An 18,995-nucleotide genomic window follows, 5' to 3' on the forward strand; every position below is an offset into this window, starting at 1 on the left:
AGCCTGCCCCTGGGCATTAAGAAGGCGCGAAGGCAAAAAGGCCATGCACAGGAGGCTCAACGGGCAAAGGGCGATGAGTAACGCCCGGAAAAGTTCTATATTTTGGAATATCATATTTTTCTGTTCTTTCTTTCCCCCGACACTAGAAAAAATTAATCATTCAATCCAATATATGTTATTTACATTTTTGATATATATAATATATCGATCACATGTCTTTCCTGAACTACCATCATCTCCGTTATTTCAGAGCGATCGCTAATGACGGTAACCTCACCCGTGCAGCGCAGCGCCTGAATATCTCTCAATCCGCCTTGAGCATCCAGCTCCGCAAACTCGAAGAAAGCCTGGGGCAACCACTCTTTGAAAGGAAAAATAAATCGCTGATCCTGACAGAGGCTGGCCGTATCACCCTTGATTATGCCGAGTCCATTTTCCTCGCGGGGGAGGAGCTCATGGACACCTTGCATCACCGTGATGCCGGCAGACGCCAGATCCTCCGGATAGGTTCGGTCACCACCCTGTCACGGAATTTCCAGATCGGTCTCCTCGCGCCCTTCATCGACAAACCCGGCACGGAACTCATCATCCGCTCGGGGAACCTGCGCGAACTCCTCATTCAACTCGAAGCCCACACGATCGACCTGATCCTTTCCAACCTCCCCGTCCACCGGGACTCGAATACACGCTGGCACAGTCACCTCATCGATGAGCAGCCCGTCAGCCTCGTGGGTCGACCCGGGAAATCCTCAAAAAAATTCCGGTTCCCAGATGATCTCAGCACAATTCCCCTGAATCTCCCGGGGCCCGAAAGCAATATCCGGGCGGCTTTCGACCTCCTCCTCAGCCAAGAGGGGATCCGCCCCATCATTGCCGCCGAGGTCGACGACATGGGCATGCTCCGAGTCATGGCGCGGAATTCCAATGCCCTCACCCTTGTCCCCCAGATTGTGGTGAAGGACGAACTCACCCAAGGACTCCTGACGGAATGGTACCGTTTCCCCCAGATCAAAGAAAGTTTTTACGCCATCACCCCAGACCGTAAATTTCCCAATCAACTCGTCAAAGACTTGATCGCCCCCCAAACCAAAAAGTTTGCCCAGTCAAAAAGCTCGGTCAAAATTAAATAAATCGACCGAGCAGGACGCAATCTCGGGGGAGAGACATTCTTCTAAGGGTAAACCACACAACTTACCACGAGTTCCCAGTAAAGGGTGATTGTGGAGCGATTTGTTTTCTGGGCGGATATTTATTTTAGTTTTCCGGATTTCCACTTCGTGACGAGTGATTTCCAGATTTTATCGGTTTCTTTGCGCAGGAGACAGGCATCCTTGTAAACGTCGGGGAATGTGCTCAATCCGTAACCGCTCCCGAAAGGTCCGAACTCCGGACACACATAGAGGGTGGCACCGGCTTTAGCTTGTGGGCCTTTGATCCATTCAGTGAGCAGGTCATTGACAAATTCCAGATAAGCCTTACCATCATTAGTCAGAACCCCTTTGCCATTGCTCAAGGGGACTTGGCAATGGTGCCCATTAAACGGGCGGAGGTGGAGCTGGAGGGAGGCCTGGGTCAGATCGACATGATCAACGAGGAGACGGTTACGGTAAGGAGGACTGATGTGTTTGACCACGGCAAAGTGGGAGAAATCGAAACATAAATTAATGCGTTGGCCAGTCTTTTGTTTGTAGAGCCTGGCGATCTCGTAGGTTTTCTCGGGAGTTTCTGTACAGGTATCGCGGTGCACCTCCAAGTCCATGATCTTATCGAGCCCGAGGGTCTTTGCGTATTTGACCATTTCGATCCAGACTTTCACGGCTTCTGCCGGAGTGGTGTCGTGGTCACAGGCTTGGACATTGATACGGGAAGGTTTACATAGGACAGCGGCATTGAGGCGGTCCTGATAAGTTTTCAGGCTGCCGTCGATATAAACCACACAATCCAAACCGGCCTTGCGGGCGATTTCAGCGACTTCAGGGGAGGCGCCGATGCCGGCGGTGGTGAACCCCTCCTCTTTGATGATCTTGCAGCGTTGCTCTTCAGACCAGGGTTTCTTCTCGTTGGGATAATTCCATAAGGTCCAGAAATTCATGAATTGTTTTAAGACGGGAGTTTTTTGAGTGGCCATAATTAGAATATTTTTTGTTGGGTTGATAAAAAAAAGCCCCGCTATCAAAAGCGGGGCTTATCATAGAGTTCTTTATTTTAATTTACCGCTTTTGAAAGCAGTGAGATGCTTTTTCCAGATTTTATCTGTTTCCTTGCGCAGGAGGCAGGCATCTTTCCAGACATCGGGGAATGTGGTCAGGCCGTAGGCACTACAGCGAGGCCCAAACTCCGGACACACATAGAGGGTGGCCCCGGCTTTGGCTTGTGGGCCCTTGAGCCATTCGGCCAGCAGGTCGCTGACGAATTCGACATAGGCTTTACCTTCCTCGGAGATTTTACCTTGTCCATTTGTCAGGGGTACCTGGCAATGGTGACCGTTGAAAGGACGCAGGTGTATTTGCCGCGCAAATTGCGTCAGGTCGAGGCGTTCGACGAGCAAACGGTTTTTGTAAGGAGGATAAATGTGTTTGACCACGGCGAAGTGCGAGAAGTCGAAAGACATCTGGATTTTTTTCTTAGTCTTTTGCTGGTAAAGCTTCGCGATCTCGTAGGTTTTCTCAGGGGTTTCCGTGCAAGTATCACGGTGGACCTCTAGATCAATGATATCAGCGATGCCCAGTTTCTTTGCGTACTCCATCATGGCGAGCCAGACTTTAACGGCATCCTTTGGCAGGGTGTCGTGGTCACACATCTGGACATTTACACGGGCGGGTTTACATTTAGCCGCAGCTTCGAGCTTAGCTTTATAATTTTTCGCATTCGAGTCGATATAGACGACGAGTGCCAGTTTATGTTTTTGAGCGAGTGGCAAAAAGAGATCAGGGTCAGCCCAGATGCCCACAGAGTCGAATCCTTGTTTCTTGGCTTGTTTGAATTTCTCGTCCATCGACCATTCTTTTTTCGTATCATCGATGTCAGGCTGGTGGATCAAAGTCCAGAGGTTTGCGAATTGTTTAAGTACAGGTATTTTTTGGATAGCCATAGGGGGTATGCTTTTTTTAGGGGTTAAAAAAAAGCCCCGTGCAAATTGCTCGGGGCTTTGTGATTAAATTATTTTACTTTTTGTGGAGCGTGCGTCCTTTGAATGTGAGCTCAGCCACACCGGACTTGTCGAGGTCGCCGATACCGAGCTTGACCATTTTGTCGAACTGGGCTTTGGAGGCGACGGCCACGGGGAGATTAAGCTTCGCTTCGGCAGCCAGGGCTAGGGCGATGCCGGAGTCTTTTGCGGCATGTTCGCCGGAGAAGAAACAGCTATGGTCACGGTTCTGCATGTCTTCACCATCCGTGACCAGCACGCGGGAATTTGCTCCGGTCTGGCTGAAGACTTCGCGGACCATGCTCAAGTCGAGCTTCATCGCGTCGGCGAGGCCGAGGCCTTCTGCGAGTCCGGCCGTATTAATATTCATGACCATATTTACGAGGGCTTTGACCTTCGCGGCGTCCCCGGCTTTACCGACGAAACGGCAGATCACACTCATCGCATTCAGGATAGGAGAAACTTTCTCGAATACTTTGACGTCACCACCACACATCAGATAGAGGGTGCCGTTACGAGCTTGAGTAATGGAGGAGGCCATACAGGCTTCGAGAGTTTTTGCACCGGCTTTTTGGGCGGCTTTCTCGACTTCGAGGTGGATAGCCGGGGAGAGGGTGGCGCAATTCACGAATATACGGCTGCGGGCACTAGTCAGGAGATTGTCGCCTTTGGCGAGGAAGATCGAGCGCATCGAGGCGTCATTAGTCACCACGGTGATGATCACATCGGCGGAGGCGCTGACTTCGGAGAGTTTTTCCGGGGCGGCGCAACCGATTTCCTTGGCGAGGGCTTTGGCCCCGACACGGTTCACGTCATAAACAGCCGTGACATTAAATCCGAGGTCTTTCAAGCGGCGGGCCATATTCGCACCCATCCGTCCGACACCGACAAATGCGACTCTGGTCGGGACGAAACGTTTCTCGTCGAAATCAATGACATCCACCATGCGGGAGACTCCACGGATGCCTTTGACGGTACCGGGATAGGTCAGGACAGCTACATTAAAAGCTTTGATATCGGCGGCTTTGGCTTTCGAGTTTTTCTTCACCCATTTCTCGATATCGGCATCGTCCGAGAGGGTGTTGACGGCTTCGATAAAATTATTTTTGCTGATCTTTGTAGTTTTCAAAAACATCCCATCGTAACCACCGCAAAAATTTTTCAGATAATCTTTGGGCAAGGTTCCATCAAGGAACATACGGGCTTTGTCGATGAAGCGTGGCAAGTGGACGTAATTACCGAGGGTTTCTTTCGGACTGCGGGGATATTTCATAACGATTTTGTTTACTCCTGAGTTATTGGTTCAATAAGGAAACTCTAAAACAACCAAAGACGGCGAAAACCGCAAGGAAAAGGTTCGCTGATTTGGATTGAATAGTTTTTAGGCACGGCCGGCAAAAAACGGGTTGTATTTTTTCTCGAGGCCCACGGTCGTCAAAGGGCCGTGACCACAGCAAAGGATCGTATCGTCCGGAAGGGTCAGGATCTTGCGGAGATTATTCTCAAACGCATCCTGGAAACTCACCAATCCCCCACCCATGGAACCTGAAAAAATCGAGTCACCCACGAATGCGTAGGATTGCTCCTCACTCAGGCCATCGACGATATAGGTAATGCCCCCGGCGGAATGTCCCCCCGTTTCCAGCGCGGAGATTTTGAACCGCGCAATTTGCCATGAGTCACCTTGTTTCACGGTAGATTGGACACCCTCGACGGGTTCGCGTTGCCCGATAAAGGCGCGGGTGCAACCGGTTTTCTGCATGAGCCGGTCGATCTCCAGGATATGGTCGCCGTGTGAATGGGTCAGCAGGATCGTGTGGAGCTGGAGTTGATTTTGTTTAATCGTGTCGAGCATACCATCACAATCGGTGCCGGTATCGAAAGCGACGGCCAAATGGCTTTCACGATCCCAGATCAGGTAGGAATTCACCACGATGTCATTTTTATAGGGGGTCGCATACATCGCGAAATCTTGGGCGGTCTCGATCTCGCCGGGGTGCCATGTCTTTAAGGCGCTGGCGACGAGTGCATCGGCATTAAGCTGGGCAACTTGCGCGAGTTTGCGCAGGGAGGCTTCGTCCCCCGGACGGAAATGGCCTTCCTTGAGTTTGGTCACATCAGCCCAGTTCACCTCGGCCTTTTTGGCGGCTTCCTCGTAACCAAGGCCGCGGCCCCGGATGGATTTGGACAGGATATCGTTGTATAAATCTTCTAAAGGGATCATCATATTTTTGATCAAAAACCTTTCGTAACAGAGATGCAACTTGTTTTTGGCTCGGATCCCGCTACAAAATCTCCCTTCGCATGCCTTACCCCATTGAATTCATCATTCTCACCGCCGCAGTTCTTTTGATCATGGGTATACTGGCAAATAATATCTCGGGTAAATTTGGCGTGCCCGCCCTTTTAATTTCCTTGGCGATAGGAATGTTTGCCGGGAGTGATGGCCCGGGCGGGATTTGGTTTGACGACCCTTGGGCCGCACAATTTTTCGGAACCGTGGCCTTAGCCAGTATCCTTTTTTCTGGGGGGATGGAAACAAAATGGCTAGAGATCAAGCCTCTCATGCCCAAAGGTGTGATTCTTTCCACGGTCGGGGTGCTGATCACGGCACTGGTCGTGACAATCGCCTGTTTTTATACGTACTCGATCGACTTTAAAATCGCCTTGCTCATCGGGGCGATTGTTTCCAGTACGGATGCCGCCGCCGTTTTTTCGGTGATGAATGCCGCCAAAGTGAAGCTCAAGGGGCATTTAAAACCGCTTTTAGAGTTTGAATCCGGTAGTAACGACCCGATGGCCATCATGCTGGTGGTGGGCGTCATCGAATGGATCAAAGTCCCGGAAACCACCTTAGCCGCATTCATCCTGATTTTTGTGAAGCAGCTGGGGCTCGGACTTTTCTTCGGACTGGTGATGGGCAAGTTGCTCGTCCGATTCTTGCACGTGATGAAATTTGACTTTTCGGCTCTCTACCCCGTTTTAACTATCGCTGCTGTATTCTTTATTTATGGATTTACTGCGAGCCTCGGGGGGAGCGGGTTTCTCGCGGTGTATGTCGCGGGTATCCTGGTGGGTAATAGCCGCTTCTACATGAAAGCCCCGGTCAAATCTTTCTCCGACGCTGTTTCTTGGTTGATGCAGATTTTAATGTTCTTGATCCTGGGTTTACAGGTCTTTCCGAAACAACTCCCCGGCGTTGCTTGGGAAGGGGTATTCCTCTCGCTTGTCCTGATTTTAATCGCCCGGCCCCTGAGTGTCTTTATTTCCCTCTCCCCCTTCCCGATGAAAACCAATGAGAAATTTTTTATTTCCTGGGTCGGCCTACGCGGGGCCGTCCCGATTGTGCTGGCTACCATGCCTCTGCTAGCCGGTATCGCCTATGCCGATGCGATTTTTAACCTCATCTTTTTTATGGTCCTAACCTCCATCCTCATTCAAGGGACCACTATCCCCTTCATGGCCAGACTCTGCAAAGTCTCAAAGTGAGGAATAGAAATCTTCCTCTCCCCCTATTATAACAATCGGGAGAGGGGGGGGGGAAATCCTTTAAACGATTCTTTCCTCTCCACTATAGATATTAAAAGTTTGCCCGCGTAGGAAACCGATCAGGGTTTGCCCGCTTTCTTGCGCGAGGGCGACAGCGAGGCTCGATGGGCCGGAGACGGCGGCGATGACCGCGATACCGGCGGAGAGGGCTTTTTGGATGATTTCAAAGGACGTCCGCCCACTGACAAAAAGGATGTGCTCGTCCAACGGAAGCAAATTGCTCCGGGCGGCATAACCGATGACTTTGTCCACGGCATTATGACGGCCGACATCCTCACGCAGCACGAGCAAATCACCCGCCCGGCTAAAAAGCCCGGCGGCATGGAGTGAGCCCGTCTGCTCAAAAACATTTTGTGCCGCGCGCAATTTGTCCGGGAGCGAATAAACGATCTCCCGCGCGATTTGCACGGAGGAAGTCACCGGGGGGAAATGCCCGTGGATACTTTCTATCGATGCTTTGCCACAGATCCCGCAGCTCGACGAGGCATAGAAATTCCTCTGGAGGCGGGCGGTGTGAAAGGGGGTATCAGGTGTCAGGAAGTCATTAAGGATATTCTGGAGACGTGCGGCCTCACCCTGCTGGCAATATTCGATTTGCGCAATTTGCGCCGGGCGGGTGACGATTCCTTCGGTAACGAGGAATCCTGTGGCGAGCTCCTCATCATGGCCGGGGGTGCGCATGGTCACGGCGACACTCTGGCCTTTGACACGGATTTCGAGGGGCTCCTCCACGGCGAGGACATCGTCTTGAGCCTGCGCCGGGGCGGATCCGGTGATCCTCGCTTTTGAACAATGGGTGACACTGGGATTCATTACGGGAAAAAAGTTACCGCAGATCGGCGCGGATTTACACAGCTTTTTTATAGGGAATTTTCTTTTTACCTCGCAGCAAATTGCTCGAGGTCGGGAAAAAAGCTCCCGTTTTTAAGCTCTTCTCCCCCCCCTGTTTTTTATACGGAGATAGCAGTAGTCTGTTGCTCGTTAGCGGGCAGGGGCAACTCGGGGTGGAGACTGCGGTGTAAACGGGAGACTTCATTATGCAGGTTTTGGGTGGTATGTTTCCGGCTGGAGTGAAAGAGCATGGGAGCGGAAAAACGGACATTCACTTCCATGGCAGGGGTGCCGAGCATCCGCCAGAGATGGGGGAGCAGGAGGTCGTTACCGGCATAACTGGCCCGGGCATTGTCCTGATAGGCGATGGCCGCCGCTGTGACAGGGTTCTGCCCCTCACAAATGGATTCAATCAAGGGTGAACGGAAGGGGAGCACTTCTTGGCCGCGGGATGATGTGCCTTCCGGGAAAAAGGCCACTTGTAATCCTGCTCCGAGCAAATGGCGTATCTCGGCGATGACCCGTGCGACATCACCGCGTTGCTCCCGTTTAATATAGAGTATGCCCCCGTGGGTCGCTAGCCATCCGAAAAACGGCCAGCGGGCGATATCCGCTTTCCCGACAAAAACAAAAGGGCATAATGAATAGAGGACAAAGATATCGAGGTATCCGAGGTGATTACTGACGAGGCAACCCTTTTTCGGGCAGGCCCCAAAAACATTGATTTTCAGACCGAAAATATTCACGAGTTTACCCGCGACCCGCGAGCCCCAGGCGATTTGCGCGGCTTTTATTTTGACCGGATCATCCGATCGAGATTTTGAGATGAGTACATACTCCAAGGCACTGCTACCCAGTACCCAGGCCAGCCGGATTAATCTAATGCATGCACGTGGAAAATTCATAGGGATGTCATACCCTGATCGTCCCTTTGAAGGCTGGCTGAATCTTCTAATCCTAATAACTTCAGCAAATGAGCGTGTGAGATTTTGTGGAGGTCGAGGACTGTCAGGAAGTCGATGGTTTTAAATTCCGCATCAAAGGCCGGGGGACTACAGATTTTTGCGCCGAGGTGCAGGTAAGCTTGCATGAGTTTCGGGGTTTTCGGGGCATTGGTTTTCCCCTTTGCTAAGAGACGGCAATCCAGATGTCGCAAGGGAACCGTCGGGAAATCAGGAGACAAAAGATTCTCCCGGGCGAAGACCTCAAAAAGGGCGACTCCTTCCGCAGGGGTTTGGGAAGTCAAGGAACTGCACCCCGCAAGATAACGGACTCCGGCAGAAAATGCGTAATGGGCGATCCCACGCCAGAGCAGGCTGATGACGAGCAAATTGCGCGCATGCCGGGCCACACAAGCACGGCCCAGCTCGATAAATTCAAAACGCACAGGCTCAAAAACGGAGAATTCAAACTCCCGTTCACAGTAGTATCCCCGGTTACAAAGGGCCTGCGCCCCCGACTGCATCCGGTAAGTGCCGACGATCTGGCCGGAGTGGATTTCCTCGACGATTAAATGCTGGCAGACCGCGTCAAATTCATCCTCGTCCCGGCCCGTGGCGTGCGCGGTATCGAGACCTTCCTTGAGTTCGACATTAAATATCTGGTACCGGAGTTTCTGGGCTTTTTTGATATCATCCGCATTCATGGCGAAACGCACCCGGAACCCGCCCTTTGTGCTGGTCCAATCTGCCAACGGGATCGTTCCTCCCCCGGCAATTTTCAACGGGATTTCCGGCCTAGAGACTTTTGAAAGGATATGTGTCTGCACAGTCCCTACAAAAAGGCAGGAACCAGAAAAAGAACAGTGACACATTGTAACGTGTACGTGTCAGATTTGTGACAAAAAAAAGTCCTTCCTCACGGACCCGTCGTGCCGACCGCGAAAGTTTTTATAACTGGCAAAGGCACACAGCAGGACAGTGTGAGATCGAGGAAAATACCAATGCCCTTGGCCTGACTTTGTGTAGGGCAAGCGGCCCTGCTTACCACGGGCCAGAGAGTTTCACAGCACACATCCGGCATTCGGCAACCGGGCCGGTCGCCCTACACAAAATGAGTTTGGTCAGCCCTATTCCGAAACATCACCCTCTTCCCCCCCCGGCGTTGTTCAACACTGAATACAAGAACCTCTGGTTTTCTGTAGGCTGGGAACTGTTTTAATGGAATTCTTCGGCAGCAGTACGGCAAAGGCCTACAAAAGTTTCCTCGGCCAAGCTCAGAGAATGGGTACGACGGTGGATAATGCCCCACTGCCTCCTTAATTTTTTTGAGCCAAATGAGATTCCGACGAGCGAACCTTCGTCAATCTCATCGCGGGCTACCCAAGCCGGCATGATTCCAATCCCTAATCCGATTTTGACCATTTCTTTAATGGCTTCCATACTCCCCATATCGATGGCCAGCCGCAGTGAGACCCCAAGGCCTGAAAAATAGTGTTCGATCATTTTAAAGGTAGAGCTGTTCTTGGTATAGATAATCAAGTTCTGCATTTTGACATCGCTCAGAGGGGCTTGTTTTAACTTTGCCCATGGATGGAGGGGATCCACGACAAAGATAAGTTCATCTGAAAATAGCGCCTTAAAAATCAGCCCGAGATCATCCTGAGGGCGTAAGGTAATCGCCAGATTAACGTCTTGATTAATGACATCGTCTATTGCCTGATGGGTGTCTGAGGTCCTAATATCGATCTTACAACGGGGGAAACTTTCTTTGAATTCGCGAAAAACCGAAGGCAGTAAGTGCTGACAAATGGTGATGGGACTTGTCAGGCGTAAGCGACCGACACCCCATAAGCCCAAGTTTTTAATCTCGCTACGGGCAGTATCCATATCATTGAATATGCGTTTGGCGGTCACTTCGAGTTGTTCCCCGGCCTGGGTCAGGCGTACGCTCTTGCCTTCACGCTCGAATAACCGGCATTCCAAATCGCTTTCTAGCAATTTGATTGAATGGCTAATGGCGGGCTGGGATAGATTGAGGATTCTGGCCGCCGCCGTAAAGCTCCCCTCCCGGGCCACCGCAAGGAATGCAGAGAGATGGAAACTGTTTAGGGGAATATTCATCTATAAATATTATTTATCATAACTATAATTATAATCCATAGAAATAATGACATAAAAACGCCATGTGGTATCATATCTGCTTTTTAAGCTGGCATGAAATGGACAAGCAAAGTGCATAAAAAATTACAACCTGATCATGCGATTTTGAGGTTGGGTTATGTCTCGCTCCTGGATAGTGCCCCCATTGTGATCGGTAAAGAGCTTGGATTTTTCGATAAAGAGGGACTGAGAGTGAAGATCAGTAAAGTACTGGGATGGGCGTCTGTCAGGGATAAAATCATCTACTCAGAATTAGATGCATCACAAGCCGTGGTTGGATTGCCTTTCGCGGTGAGCCTCGGCCTGGGGTGCCCCGTTCGTCCCTGTATCACTCCCATGATCCTGAATCTCCACGGTAACTCTATTACATTATCTGAAAAAATCGCCAACAACGGAGTCTTTGACGCCCGGTCATTAGGAGAATGGAAATCCACCGTCCATAAGAAACTTGTTTTCGGCGTGGTATCAAAGGTCTCCACACACTATTTTTTAATGAAGGAATTTCTTTTGATGGCCGGCTTAGAAGAAATGCGGGATTATGAACTGGTCGTGATTCCCCCCCCGCTGGTCTGTGCAAACCTCGAGTCAGGAACAATCGATGGATTTTGTGTAGGAGAGCCTTGGAACTCCATTGCAGCAAAAAAGAAATCCGGACGGATCATTGCCCGGAGTGCTGATTTGTCCCCCGGACATCCCGAAAAAGTCCTGATGATGACAGAGGAATTTGCACACAAACGGCATGATGAAGTGATTTTATTAAACAGAGCCCTCTTGAATGCTTGTGAATACTGCGAGGAAAATTCCGAGCTAGTAGCCGAAATAATGGCACGCAAAGAATATCTCAATATCCCAGCAGCTTTACTTTTTGATTGTTTACGCGGGAAATCTTTTGAAGCCATCCCCTCTCAGCAACTTTCCAGCATACTAAATCCATTTATTTTCCGACGCTTTGATGCCAACCGCCCGTCTTGGGCCAAAGAAGATTGGATCCTCCAACGAATGGTAGCCCAAGGCATGGCGTCTGAACAATTCCGCCGCTCGGAACGTATCCAACGGGTCATTTTTCGTGAAGACATCTTTGATGCATCGACAGCTCTCACGCAGAAAAAAACCTCATCCACACCTTTAGCATTATCAATCAAACACTAAATACAGGAGCCCGCTATGATTCACACTGGAAAACCTCAAACATCACGCCGCCAATTCCTCTCTACGGGAGCTAAAATATTAACTGCTACCACGCTTTTATCCTCCCTGCCAAAGTCATGGGTCGGCAATGTTTATGCCGCGACCGACACACCAGAAGTGACTGATATAAAATTCGGCATTATTGCACTCACGGACTGTGCCCCATTTGTAATCGCCTTTGAGAAGGGGTTTTTCAAAAAATATGGAATTAATGCGACAATCACGAAGGGGGCGAGTTGGGCGGCCATCCGTGATAACCTTTGCAGCGGGGATATCCAGGCCACCCATATGCTCTTGGGGATGCCACTAGCGTCCACAATGGGACTTGCCGGGAGCCCGAAAAAATCAATTGTTGTCCCGTGGATCATCAACCTCAATGGTCAAGGGATCACCCTAGATGCAAAATATAAATCACTGAATATCAAGAATGCCCTTGATTTAAAACCTATTGCTGCAAAAGCCACTGCCGAAGGCAAACCTTTGAGCTTTGCAATGACATTCCCCCCCGGCACCCATGCGATGTGGTTACGTTACTGGCTAGGTATGGGTGGGATTAACCCTGATAAAGATATCTCCCTGATTACCGTTCCTCCGCCTCAGATGATAGCAAATATGAAGGTGGGCAAAATGGATGGCTTTTGTGTTGGTGAGCCTTGGAATGCCCGGGCGGTTACCGAGGGAATCGGTTATACAGTGACCACCACCCAGAAAATCTGGCCTGACCATCCGGAAAAGGTATGTGCATTCACGGCGGAATTTGCCGCGAAGAACCCCAAAACAGTCAAGTCCGTCCTCAAAGCACTCCATGATGCCAGCGTCTGGTTAGATCAAGTCTCTAACCGCGCTGAAGCCTGCCAGATCATTAGTAAACCGTCCTATATCAATTGTGATCCTGCAAGTATTTTAGGGAGGATTAATGGGGATTATGATTATGGCACGGGGGAAAAAGCAAAGGAAACCAATACCATGATTTTCTCGGACCGGAATACAAATTACCCGTCACAATCTTATGCAAAATGGTTTCTTTCCCAATACCGCAGATGGGGCCTGACGGAGGGGGCACCTGCCTATGATTTAATCTCGAAAGAAGTGATGCGTGGCGATTTGTGTGTCGAGGCAATGAAAGAAATCGGTGTCACAGTCACTCCGGATGACAACCAAGTCCTTAAACTAGTTGATTCAACATTTAATCCTGCCGATCCGGAGGCCTATGCAAAGGGTTTCGCGATTAAAAACCTGAAAGGATAATTTACATGGAAACAACCCTGAAAACAAAAAAGGAAATGTCTCCACAGCGAATCAAAATACATGTGGACTGGCCGTCCATCATCCTACCGGTACTGGGCTTACTTGCCGTTCTTCTCTTTTGGCAAATCAGCTCAATAACTTGGGCCCAAAATCTCCCCGGACCGGTATCCACATGGCAGAAAAGTAAAGAACTCGTGATGGATCCATTTGCAAAACGGGGTGAAATGGATCAAGGGATCCTCCGGTTCACTTGGTATAGCCTCATCTTGGTGGGTAAAGGGTACGCCTTGGCACTTTTAATCGGCACACCCCTCGGGTTACTCTTGGGGCTTTCGTCCGTATTCACCAAGACCTTTGATCCCATCATCCAGATTCTTAAACCTATATCGCCCTTAGCATGGTTACCGCTGGGTCTGATTCTTTTTTTAAAAGCTGAACCCAGTGCGATATTTACCATTGCGATATGTTCCATGTGGCCAACAGTCCTGAATACAGCCATCGGTGTGCGCAATGTACCACAAGACTATCTGAATGTCGGTAAAGTGCTCAATCTTTCCCGTTTCAAAATGCTCTATAAAATAATCATCCCCTCGACACTCCCCTATATGTTTACGGGATTCCGACTCTCGTTAGGAATAGCATGGCTGGTGATTGTCGCTGCTGAAATGTTAACCGGGGCCGCCGGTATCGGAGGATTCCTCTGGCAGGAATATAATGCCCTTATCTATGAACACATCATTCTCTGTATCATCGTGATCGGACTAGTCGGATTTATCCTCGATCGGTTCATGGTGATTATTGAAAAGCAAGTAGAATACTTTCTGTCATAAGGAAACCAATCATGCCCTTCCTCGAACTTAAAAACATTGAAAAGTCTTATGGTGACCGATCCATCCTTAAAGGAATAAACCTTTCCATGGAAGAAGGGGAATTCGTCTCCATCGTGGGGTATTCAGGAATGGGTAAGACAACACTGATCAGTATGATTGCGGGTCTGGTCACCCCTGACAAGGGAGAGGTTGTTTTTAAAGGAAAACGGATTAATTCAACCAGCCTCGACCGGGTGATGATTTTTCAGAATTATTCACTCTTACCTTGGCTGACCGCGCAAAGGAATGTGGAGCTGGCTGTCGCCCAGGCATTTCCTTCATTATCAAGGAAAAGAATTGCAACAAAAGCAATCGTCGCCCTCGAAAAAGTCAAACTCGGGCACGCCCTATCCCGGAAGCCATGTGAACTCTCTGGAGGCATGAAACAGCGTGTTTCCCTCGCACGCGGGTTAGCAATGGAACCCCAGATTCTTTTGCTCGATGAGCCATTAGGGGCACTTGATGCGCTGACCCGGGCGGAATTACAAGATGAACTTGTCCGTATCCAGCAGGAAGACAAAAAAACATTATTAATGATCACTAATGATGTGGACGAGGGCATTATTTGTTCTGACCGGATCATCCCTCTTTCCGCCCTCCCCGGGGCGACCTTGGGTGAAGCAATCCCTGTCACCGTATCCCGGCCCCGAGACAGGAAACGACTCAATCATGACCCTTCTTATCACAGGGATCGGAAAAAAGTCCTGCAATACCTGCTCTCACATGGCCCCCGTGATTTGAACCTGTCGAACGCCGCGCAAGCTCATCAAAAACCAATAGGGATGGAGATGAGTGATCAAGAATCAAAAAATCTTCAATGCGGAGTGACCCACCTATGATCCAAGACTGCTATGTCGATTTCAGCCGCCTCCACAAGGAATTTAATACTCGTAATGGTATCCTAACAGTGGTCAAAGACTTTAACTTAAAAATCCCGCGCGGGGAGTTTGTCACATTGATCGGCCATTCCGGTTGTGGAAAAAGTACGGTACTCTCAATGTTGGCAGGCCTCGAGACAGTCACCTCAGGCGTGATCGTTATGGCCGGGAAAGAAGTCACCGGTCCAGGCCCAGACCGCGGGATTGTCTTCCAATCCCCATGCCTGCTTCCTTGGTTAAGTGTATTAAAAAACGTCACCCTAGGATTGGATGAGGTTTTCCCGTCAAAAACCAATCAGGAAAGAAAATCCATGGCCCGCCATTATCTGCAACTGGTGGGACTCGGGAATGATATTGATAAAGTCCCGTCCGAACTTTCTCAGGGCATGCGCCAGCGTGTGTCTATCGCCAGGGCATTTTCTTTGAATCCAAAAATGCTCCTTTTAGATGAACCATTCGGGATGCTCGACGGGATTACGAGAATCGCGCTCCAGCAGGAATTGGTTCGTCTTTGGGAATCTGATAAAAAAACAGTCCTCATGGTGACCCATGATGTCGATGAGGCTGTTTTCCTCTCAGACCGGGTCGTGATGATGACGAATGGTCCTGAAGCTACTGTGGGAAAAATCCTGAAGGTCGATCTCCCTCGTCCGCGCCACCGGGCCGAAATCATGGATGATCCTCGATACTATGAATTAAGGGGCGAATTACTCGATTTCCTTGAGTCCCCTCGTATCCATACCCCGGATGAAGTACCCACATTTTCATCGAATACAAAATAATTACCAATGAGTCCAACCCACCTAACAAGAAAGGAAGAGCTATGAAACAGATAATCAATCAATCGGGATGTAACCGAAATAATCAAGGGTCAAAAATAATCCGGACAATTAATGCAAGACATAAGCTATTAGCAACCTTCGGTATAATCATGTCCATGATTGTATTGCCGGGTAGGGCCGGCAGCAACATCACTGCCGAAAACAAACTCCACAGCCCAGTCATTGAATCAGGATTGGAGTGGAAACCGGGGGATCCCATGGCGGTCGCCGGAGGAGCCTTACTCTTCGACCTCCAAGAGAGGTTACGTTTCGAATACCGCGATAATAATTTTGATTTTAATGACTATGTTGACTCGATTACCGACGATAATTATCTCCTGCAGCGTCTCAAAATCGGTATGAAAATCAAGCCATCGGATGATTGGGCCGTTTATGTCCAAGGCCAGGATTCTCGCGAATATTTCTCAGACCGCCCTAGTTACCCAGGATTTAACGGTGCAGAGGGGGATTCATATATCGGCCTTAAACAAGGATACTTTGAATACTGGAACTTTAAAAATTGCCCGTTCGGATTTAAACTCGGTCGCCAGGAGCTCAATTACGGGGACCAGCGTCTGGTTGGTGCTTTTGATTGGAATAATATCGGTCGCGTTTTTGACGGGTTACGGATGCATTTCGAGCAGGAGAAATGGAATATCGAGGGGTTTGCCGTACTACCGGTGAATATGAGAATCGGTGATTGGAATGAACCAGAGACTCAAGACCGCTTCTTTGGAGTGTATTATACTGCAAAATACCTGGAGTCACAACAAACGGATGTATACGCCTTTTTCCGGAATAAAACGGATGCAAATGCTGGATTCCCTACGGGCGGTTATACACGTGAGACCCCGTTATCGCCGAATTCTGTCCCCGGCAGCCAAGCGGGTAACTATGTGACAATCGGCACCCGGGGTAAATCAACAAAGGGCAAGCTCGGCCCATGGGACTATTCCTACGAAGCAAACTTGCAGGTCGGGACGATTGTGAATAATGCCGCTGGTACCAGCGTGCCAAATGCCACCACCCGCCGCCGTGATCTGCTCGCATATGCCGGATACATGCAAGGCGGATACACCTTTACTCACCCGATGAATCCGAGGATAGCCCTCGGATATGATTTTGCCTCGGGGGATGAGAGCTTTACGAGCGGGACGGGGAACTCTTTCCAGAATCTTTTCCCGACAAACCATAAATTCTACGGGTACATGGATCTTTTTGCATGGCGCAATTTGCACAACCCCCATGCGAACTTCAGTATTAGTCCCGTTGCCAAACTCAACCTGTCCCTCGATTACCACGCCTTCTTCCTCGCTAATACGAATGATTATTGGTACCGGGCCAACGGATACACACCTGTCAGGACCGGGGCTAACCGCCTCGTAGCAGATCGTTTTGTCGGACAAGAAATTGATCTCGTCGCTAAATATTCTGTGACAAAATGGATGAAAACTGAAATTGGTTATTCTTATTTTCTTTCGGGATCATACCTCTCTGATACGGGCCCCGGTAACAACGCAGATTTCTTCTATACCCAGGTGGAATTCCAATTCTGAAGTGACTATGGCCGATATCATACAAATTCCCGAATCCGCGCCATTTAGCCCGGACCAGAAAGCCTGGATCAATGGTTATCTGGCCGGTCTGATGGCTGTGGGAGCCTTGACGGTCCCGGCGGGCACATCGGCGCAGGGACGGGCCCTTGAGGAGGGACTCCCGAGACTCTTAATCCTTTTTGGATCCCAGACGGGGACAGCCGAAGGGTATGCACACGAGGTAGCCAAAACCGCAAAGTCATCAGGGTTTCATCCATCGGTCGTAAACATGTCGGATTATGGTTCTCTCGATCTCAACCGGGAAAAGAACGTGCTTTTGCTGATAAGCACCTATGGTGACGGGGATATGCCTGATTCGGCCCAATCCTTCTGGGATTTTCTCTCTGGCACCACGAATCTTTCTCTTCCACATATTTCGTTCTCGGTGCTCGCATTTGGCGACAAGAACTATTCACAATTCTGCCAAGCCGGAAAGAAATTTGATTCCTTGCTCGAAACAAGTGGAGCCATAAGGATTCATCCCCGTGTGGATTGTGATGTCAATTATGAAGGTGATGCCCTCAAGTGGCTGACTGGCGTAATGCAAATCGTGGGCAAAGGAGCCCCCACGACACAAGTGAGTGTACACGATGTGCCTCTCACGGACACGGACGATCAAGCGCACACATCTATTCCCCAATGGTCAAAATCAAATCCTTACCAATCACATTTACTGGTTAACAGGATATTGACAGCTCAAGATTCTGAGAAAGAAACACGACATTATGAATTTAACCTAGAGAGATCAGGGCTTACTTATGAGGCGGGTGATGCTTTAGGGGTCATACCTTCAAATGATCCTGTGCTCGTTGATGGGATTATTTCACTATTAAAGATCGATCCGGATACCCTCGTATCGACGGGAGGAGGGAGGGAAAGAAAATTGCGTGATACACTGATCAGCACCTTTGATCTTACAAAACCATCCTCTGATCTTATTTCCAGAATTGCGGAACTCTCGGGGAGTTCGGAACTCAAACGTTTACTCGATAACGACCATACCTCAGCCTTGAAGGATTACCTGTGGGGCCGGGATGTATTGGATATTCTTGAAAGCCACACCGTTCGTTTTGAGAGTATTCAGGATTTCCTTTCGCCCCTGCGCAAATTGCAACCAAGACTTTACTCGATTTCATCATCACAGAAACTTCACCCGACATCGGTTCATTTAACGGTCGCCACAGTCCGTTATCATTCACACGGTCGTCACCATGGAGGAGTGTGTTCCACCTTCATGGCGGACCGGGCGGGTAACTCCACTCCCGTGCCGATTTTTGTCCATTCATCTCCTGGATTCAGGCCACCTGCGGATGCAGATGCCCCAATGATCATGGTCGGGCCCGGTACAGGCATTGCCCCTTTCCTAGCCTTTTTACAGGACCGGAGGGCTATTGGTGCCAAGGGCTCTCACTGGCTTTTCTTTGGAGAACAACATTCTACCACGGATTTTTTCTATCAGGATGAATTAGAGAAATTTGCTACAGACGGATTTCTGTCCAAGCTCTCCACGGCCTTCTCAAGGGATCAGGCACATAAGGTCTATGTCCAACACCGCATGGTCGAAGAAGCCGGAGAACTCTGGAAATGGCTTCAAGAAGGCGCCTATTTTTATGTCTGTGGGGATGCGAGCCGAATGGCTAAAGACGTGGATGTCGCACTCCACGAAGTCTGTGAAAAGGCGGGTGGCCTCTCTTCAGTCCAGGCATCTGAATACATTAAAAAACTCAAGATGGAAAAACGTTATTGTCGTGACGTTTATTAGAAAGT

The 18,995-nt window shown here is 49.6% G+C and carries 17 protein-coding genes and 1 pseudogene; 9 read left to right on the forward strand and 9 right to left on the reverse strand.

Features of this window, described 5'->3' with window-relative positions:
* The first annotated feature begins 212 nt into the window (after window positions 1–212).
* Window positions 213–1,130, forward strand: a complete 918-nt coding sequence (locus SGI98_05110; protein MDZ4742784.1) for a LysR family transcriptional regulator — start codon at window positions 213–215, stop codon at window positions 1,128–1,130.
* A gap of 119 nt (window positions 1,131–1,249) precedes the next feature.
* Here the strand turns inward: SGI98_05110 and SGI98_05115 are convergent, their stop codons facing one another.
* The 5 genes and pseudogenes from SGI98_05115 to SGI98_05135 form a co-directional block, all read right to left on the reverse strand.
* Complete coding sequence (locus SGI98_05115) at window positions 1,250–2,128, reverse strand: xylose isomerase (GenBank protein ID MDZ4742785.1); 879 nt, start codon at window positions 2,126–2,128, stop codon at window positions 1,250–1,252.
* A gap of 72 nt (window positions 2,129–2,200) precedes the next feature.
* Complete coding sequence (locus SGI98_05120; protein MDZ4742786.1) at window positions 2,201–3,091, reverse strand: xylose isomerase; 891 nt, start codon at window positions 3,089–3,091, stop codon at window positions 2,201–2,203.
* Window positions 3,092–3,164: 73 nt separating this feature from the next.
* Window positions 3,165–4,094 carry an NAD(P)-dependent oxidoreductase gene (locus SGI98_05125; GenBank protein ID MDZ4742787.1) on the reverse strand — a complete coding sequence of 310 codons (930 nt, stop codon included), beginning with the start codon at window positions 4,092–4,094 and terminating at the stop codon, window positions 3,165–3,167.
* A gap of 54 nt (window positions 4,095–4,148) precedes the next feature.
* A pseudogene (locus tag SGI98_05130) lies at window positions 4,149–4,421 on the reverse strand (DUF5069 domain-containing protein).
* A gap of 108 nt (window positions 4,422–4,529) precedes the next feature.
* A complete protein-coding gene (locus SGI98_05135) occupies window positions 4,530–5,375 on the reverse strand; it encodes an MBL fold metallo-hydrolase (GenBank protein MDZ4742788.1) in 846 nt (281 codons plus the stop codon).
* A gap of 77 nt (window positions 5,376–5,452) precedes the next feature.
* Between SGI98_05135 and SGI98_05140 the strand changes: the two genes are divergently transcribed.
* Complete coding sequence (locus SGI98_05140; GenBank protein MDZ4742789.1) at window positions 5,453–6,637, forward strand: potassium/proton antiporter; 1,185 nt, start codon at window positions 5,453–5,455, stop codon at window positions 6,635–6,637.
* A gap of 60 nt (window positions 6,638–6,697) precedes the next feature.
* Here SGI98_05140 and fdhD read toward each other — a convergent pair whose 3' ends face one another.
* The 4 genes from fdhD to SGI98_05160 all read right to left on the reverse strand — a co-directional run bounded on the left by fdhD (window position 6,698) and on the right by SGI98_05160 (window position 10,590).
* Window positions 6,698–7,510, reverse strand: a complete 813-nt coding sequence (fdhD, locus tag SGI98_05145) for a formate dehydrogenase accessory sulfurtransferase FdhD (protein MDZ4742790.1) — start codon at window positions 7,508–7,510, stop codon at window positions 6,698–6,700.
* Between the two features lie 137 nt (window positions 7,511–7,647).
* Entirely contained in the window at window positions 7,648–8,433 is a 786-nt protein-coding gene (locus SGI98_05150; protein ID MDZ4742791.1) for a lysophospholipid acyltransferase family protein, read from the reverse strand.
* On the reverse strand, window positions 8,430–9,296 hold the full coding sequence (locus SGI98_05155) for a GNAT family N-acyltransferase (GenBank protein MDZ4742792.1): 867 nt from the start codon (window positions 9,294–9,296) through the stop codon (window positions 8,430–8,432). Before SGI98_05155 ends, SGI98_05150 begins: the two co-directional genes overlap by 4 nt.
* A gap of 388 nt (window positions 9,297–9,684) precedes the next feature.
* A complete protein-coding gene (locus SGI98_05160; protein MDZ4742793.1) occupies window positions 9,685–10,590 on the reverse strand; it encodes a LysR family transcriptional regulator in 906 nt (301 codons plus the stop codon).
* 93 nt (window positions 10,591–10,683) lie between these two features.
* Between SGI98_05160 and SGI98_05165 the strand changes: the two genes are divergently transcribed.
* The 7 genes from SGI98_05165 to SGI98_05195 all read left to right on the forward strand — a co-directional run bounded on the left by SGI98_05165 (window position 10,684) and on the right by SGI98_05195 (window position 18,990).
* Window positions 10,684–11,778 (forward strand): CmpA/NrtA family ABC transporter substrate-binding protein, encoded by a 1,095-nt coding sequence (locus SGI98_05165; GenBank protein MDZ4742794.1) that lies wholly within the window; start codon window positions 10,684–10,686, stop codon window positions 11,776–11,778.
* Window positions 11,779–11,793: 15 nt separating this feature from the next.
* Complete coding sequence (locus tag SGI98_05170) at window positions 11,794–13,065, forward strand: CmpA/NrtA family ABC transporter substrate-binding protein (GenBank protein MDZ4742795.1); 1,272 nt, start codon at window positions 11,794–11,796, stop codon at window positions 13,063–13,065.
* 5 nt (window positions 13,066–13,070) lie between these two features.
* On the forward strand, window positions 13,071–13,895 hold the full coding sequence (ntrB, locus tag SGI98_05175) for a nitrate ABC transporter permease (protein ID MDZ4742796.1): 825 nt from the start codon (window positions 13,071–13,073) through the stop codon (window positions 13,893–13,895).
* An 11-nt stretch (window positions 13,896–13,906) separates the two neighbouring features.
* Window positions 13,907–14,773 carry an ABC transporter ATP-binding protein gene (locus tag SGI98_05180; protein ID MDZ4742797.1) on the forward strand — a complete coding sequence of 289 codons (867 nt, stop codon included), beginning with the start codon at window positions 13,907–13,909 and terminating at the stop codon, window positions 14,771–14,773.
* Complete coding sequence (locus tag SGI98_05185; GenBank protein MDZ4742798.1) at window positions 14,770–15,594, forward strand: ABC transporter ATP-binding protein; 825 nt, start codon at window positions 14,770–14,772, stop codon at window positions 15,592–15,594. The genes SGI98_05180 and SGI98_05185 overlap by 4 nt, the downstream gene beginning before the upstream one ends.
* 149 nt (window positions 15,595–15,743) lie before the next feature.
* The gene (locus SGI98_05190; GenBank protein MDZ4742799.1) at window positions 15,744–17,189 is read left to right on the forward strand and encodes an alginate export family protein; all 1,446 of its coding nucleotides are present in this window, start codon (window positions 15,744–15,746) and stop codon (window positions 17,187–17,189) included.
* Between the two features lie 7 nt (window positions 17,190–17,196).
* The gene (locus tag SGI98_05195; GenBank protein MDZ4742800.1) at window positions 17,197–18,990 is read left to right on the forward strand and encodes a sulfite reductase subunit alpha; all 1,794 of its coding nucleotides are present in this window, start codon (window positions 17,197–17,199) and stop codon (window positions 18,988–18,990) included.
* Window positions 18,991–18,995: the final 5 nt, after the last annotated feature.

It is taken from the genome of Verrucomicrobiota bacterium, assembly GCA_034440155.1.
GTDB lineage: Bacteria > Verrucomicrobiota > Verrucomicrobiia > JAWXBN01 > JAWXBN01 > JAWXBN01.

What these genes read in the sequence shown, in the direction of transcription:
- SGI98_05180 (MDZ4742797.1), top strand. Translation starts at nt 13,907, where the DNA reads ATGCCCTTCCTCGAACTTAAAAACATTGAAAAGTCTTATGGTGACCGA.
- ntrB (MDZ4742796.1), top strand. Translation starts at nt 13,071, where the DNA reads ATGGAAACAACCCTGAAAACAAAAAAGGAAATGTCTCCACAGCGAATC.
- SGI98_05165 (MDZ4742794.1), top strand. Translation starts at nt 10,684, where the DNA reads ATGAAATGGACAAGCAAAGTGCATAAAAAATTACAACCTGATCATGCG.
- SGI98_05120 (MDZ4742786.1), bottom strand. Translation starts at nt 3,091, where the DNA reads ATGGCTATCCAAAAAATACCTGTACTTAAACAATTCGCAAACCTCTGG.
- SGI98_05150 (MDZ4742791.1), bottom strand. Translation starts at nt 8,433, where the DNA reads ATGAATTTTCCACGTGCATGCATTAGATTAATCCGGCTGGCCTGGGTA.
- SGI98_05185 (MDZ4742798.1), top strand. Translation starts at nt 14,770, where the DNA reads ATGATCCAAGACTGCTATGTCGATTTCAGCCGCCTCCACAAGGAATTT.
- SGI98_05110 (MDZ4742784.1), top strand. Translation starts at nt 213, where the DNA reads ATGTCTTTCCTGAACTACCATCATCTCCGTTATTTCAGAGCGATCGCT.
- SGI98_05160 (MDZ4742793.1), bottom strand. Translation starts at nt 10,590, where the DNA reads ATGAATATTCCCCTAAACAGTTTCCATCTCTCTGCATTCCTTGCGGTG.
- SGI98_05115 (MDZ4742785.1), bottom strand. Translation starts at nt 2,128, where the DNA reads ATGGCCACTCAAAAAACTCCCGTCTTAAAACAATTCATGAATTTCTGG.
- SGI98_05140 (MDZ4742789.1), top strand. Translation starts at nt 5,453, where the DNA reads ATGCCTTACCCCATTGAATTCATCATTCTCACCGCCGCAGTTCTTTTG.
- SGI98_05195 (MDZ4742800.1), top strand. Translation starts at nt 17,197, where the DNA reads ATGGCCGATATCATACAAATTCCCGAATCCGCGCCATTTAGCCCGGAC.
- SGI98_05135 (MDZ4742788.1), bottom strand. Translation starts at nt 5,375, where the DNA reads ATGATGATCCCTTTAGAAGATTTATACAACGATATCCTGTCCAAATCC.
- SGI98_05125 (MDZ4742787.1), bottom strand. Translation starts at nt 4,094, where the DNA reads ATGGTGGATGTCATTGATTTCGACGAGAAACGTTTCGTCCCGACCAGA.
- fdhD (MDZ4742790.1), bottom strand. Translation starts at nt 7,510, where the DNA reads ATGAATCCCAGTGTCACCCATTGTTCAAAAGCGAGGATCACCGGATCC.
- SGI98_05170 (MDZ4742795.1), top strand. Translation starts at nt 11,794, where the DNA reads ATGATTCACACTGGAAAACCTCAAACATCACGCCGCCAATTCCTCTCT.
- SGI98_05190 (MDZ4742799.1), top strand. Translation starts at nt 15,744, where the DNA reads ATGTCCATGATTGTATTGCCGGGTAGGGCCGGCAGCAACATCACTGCC.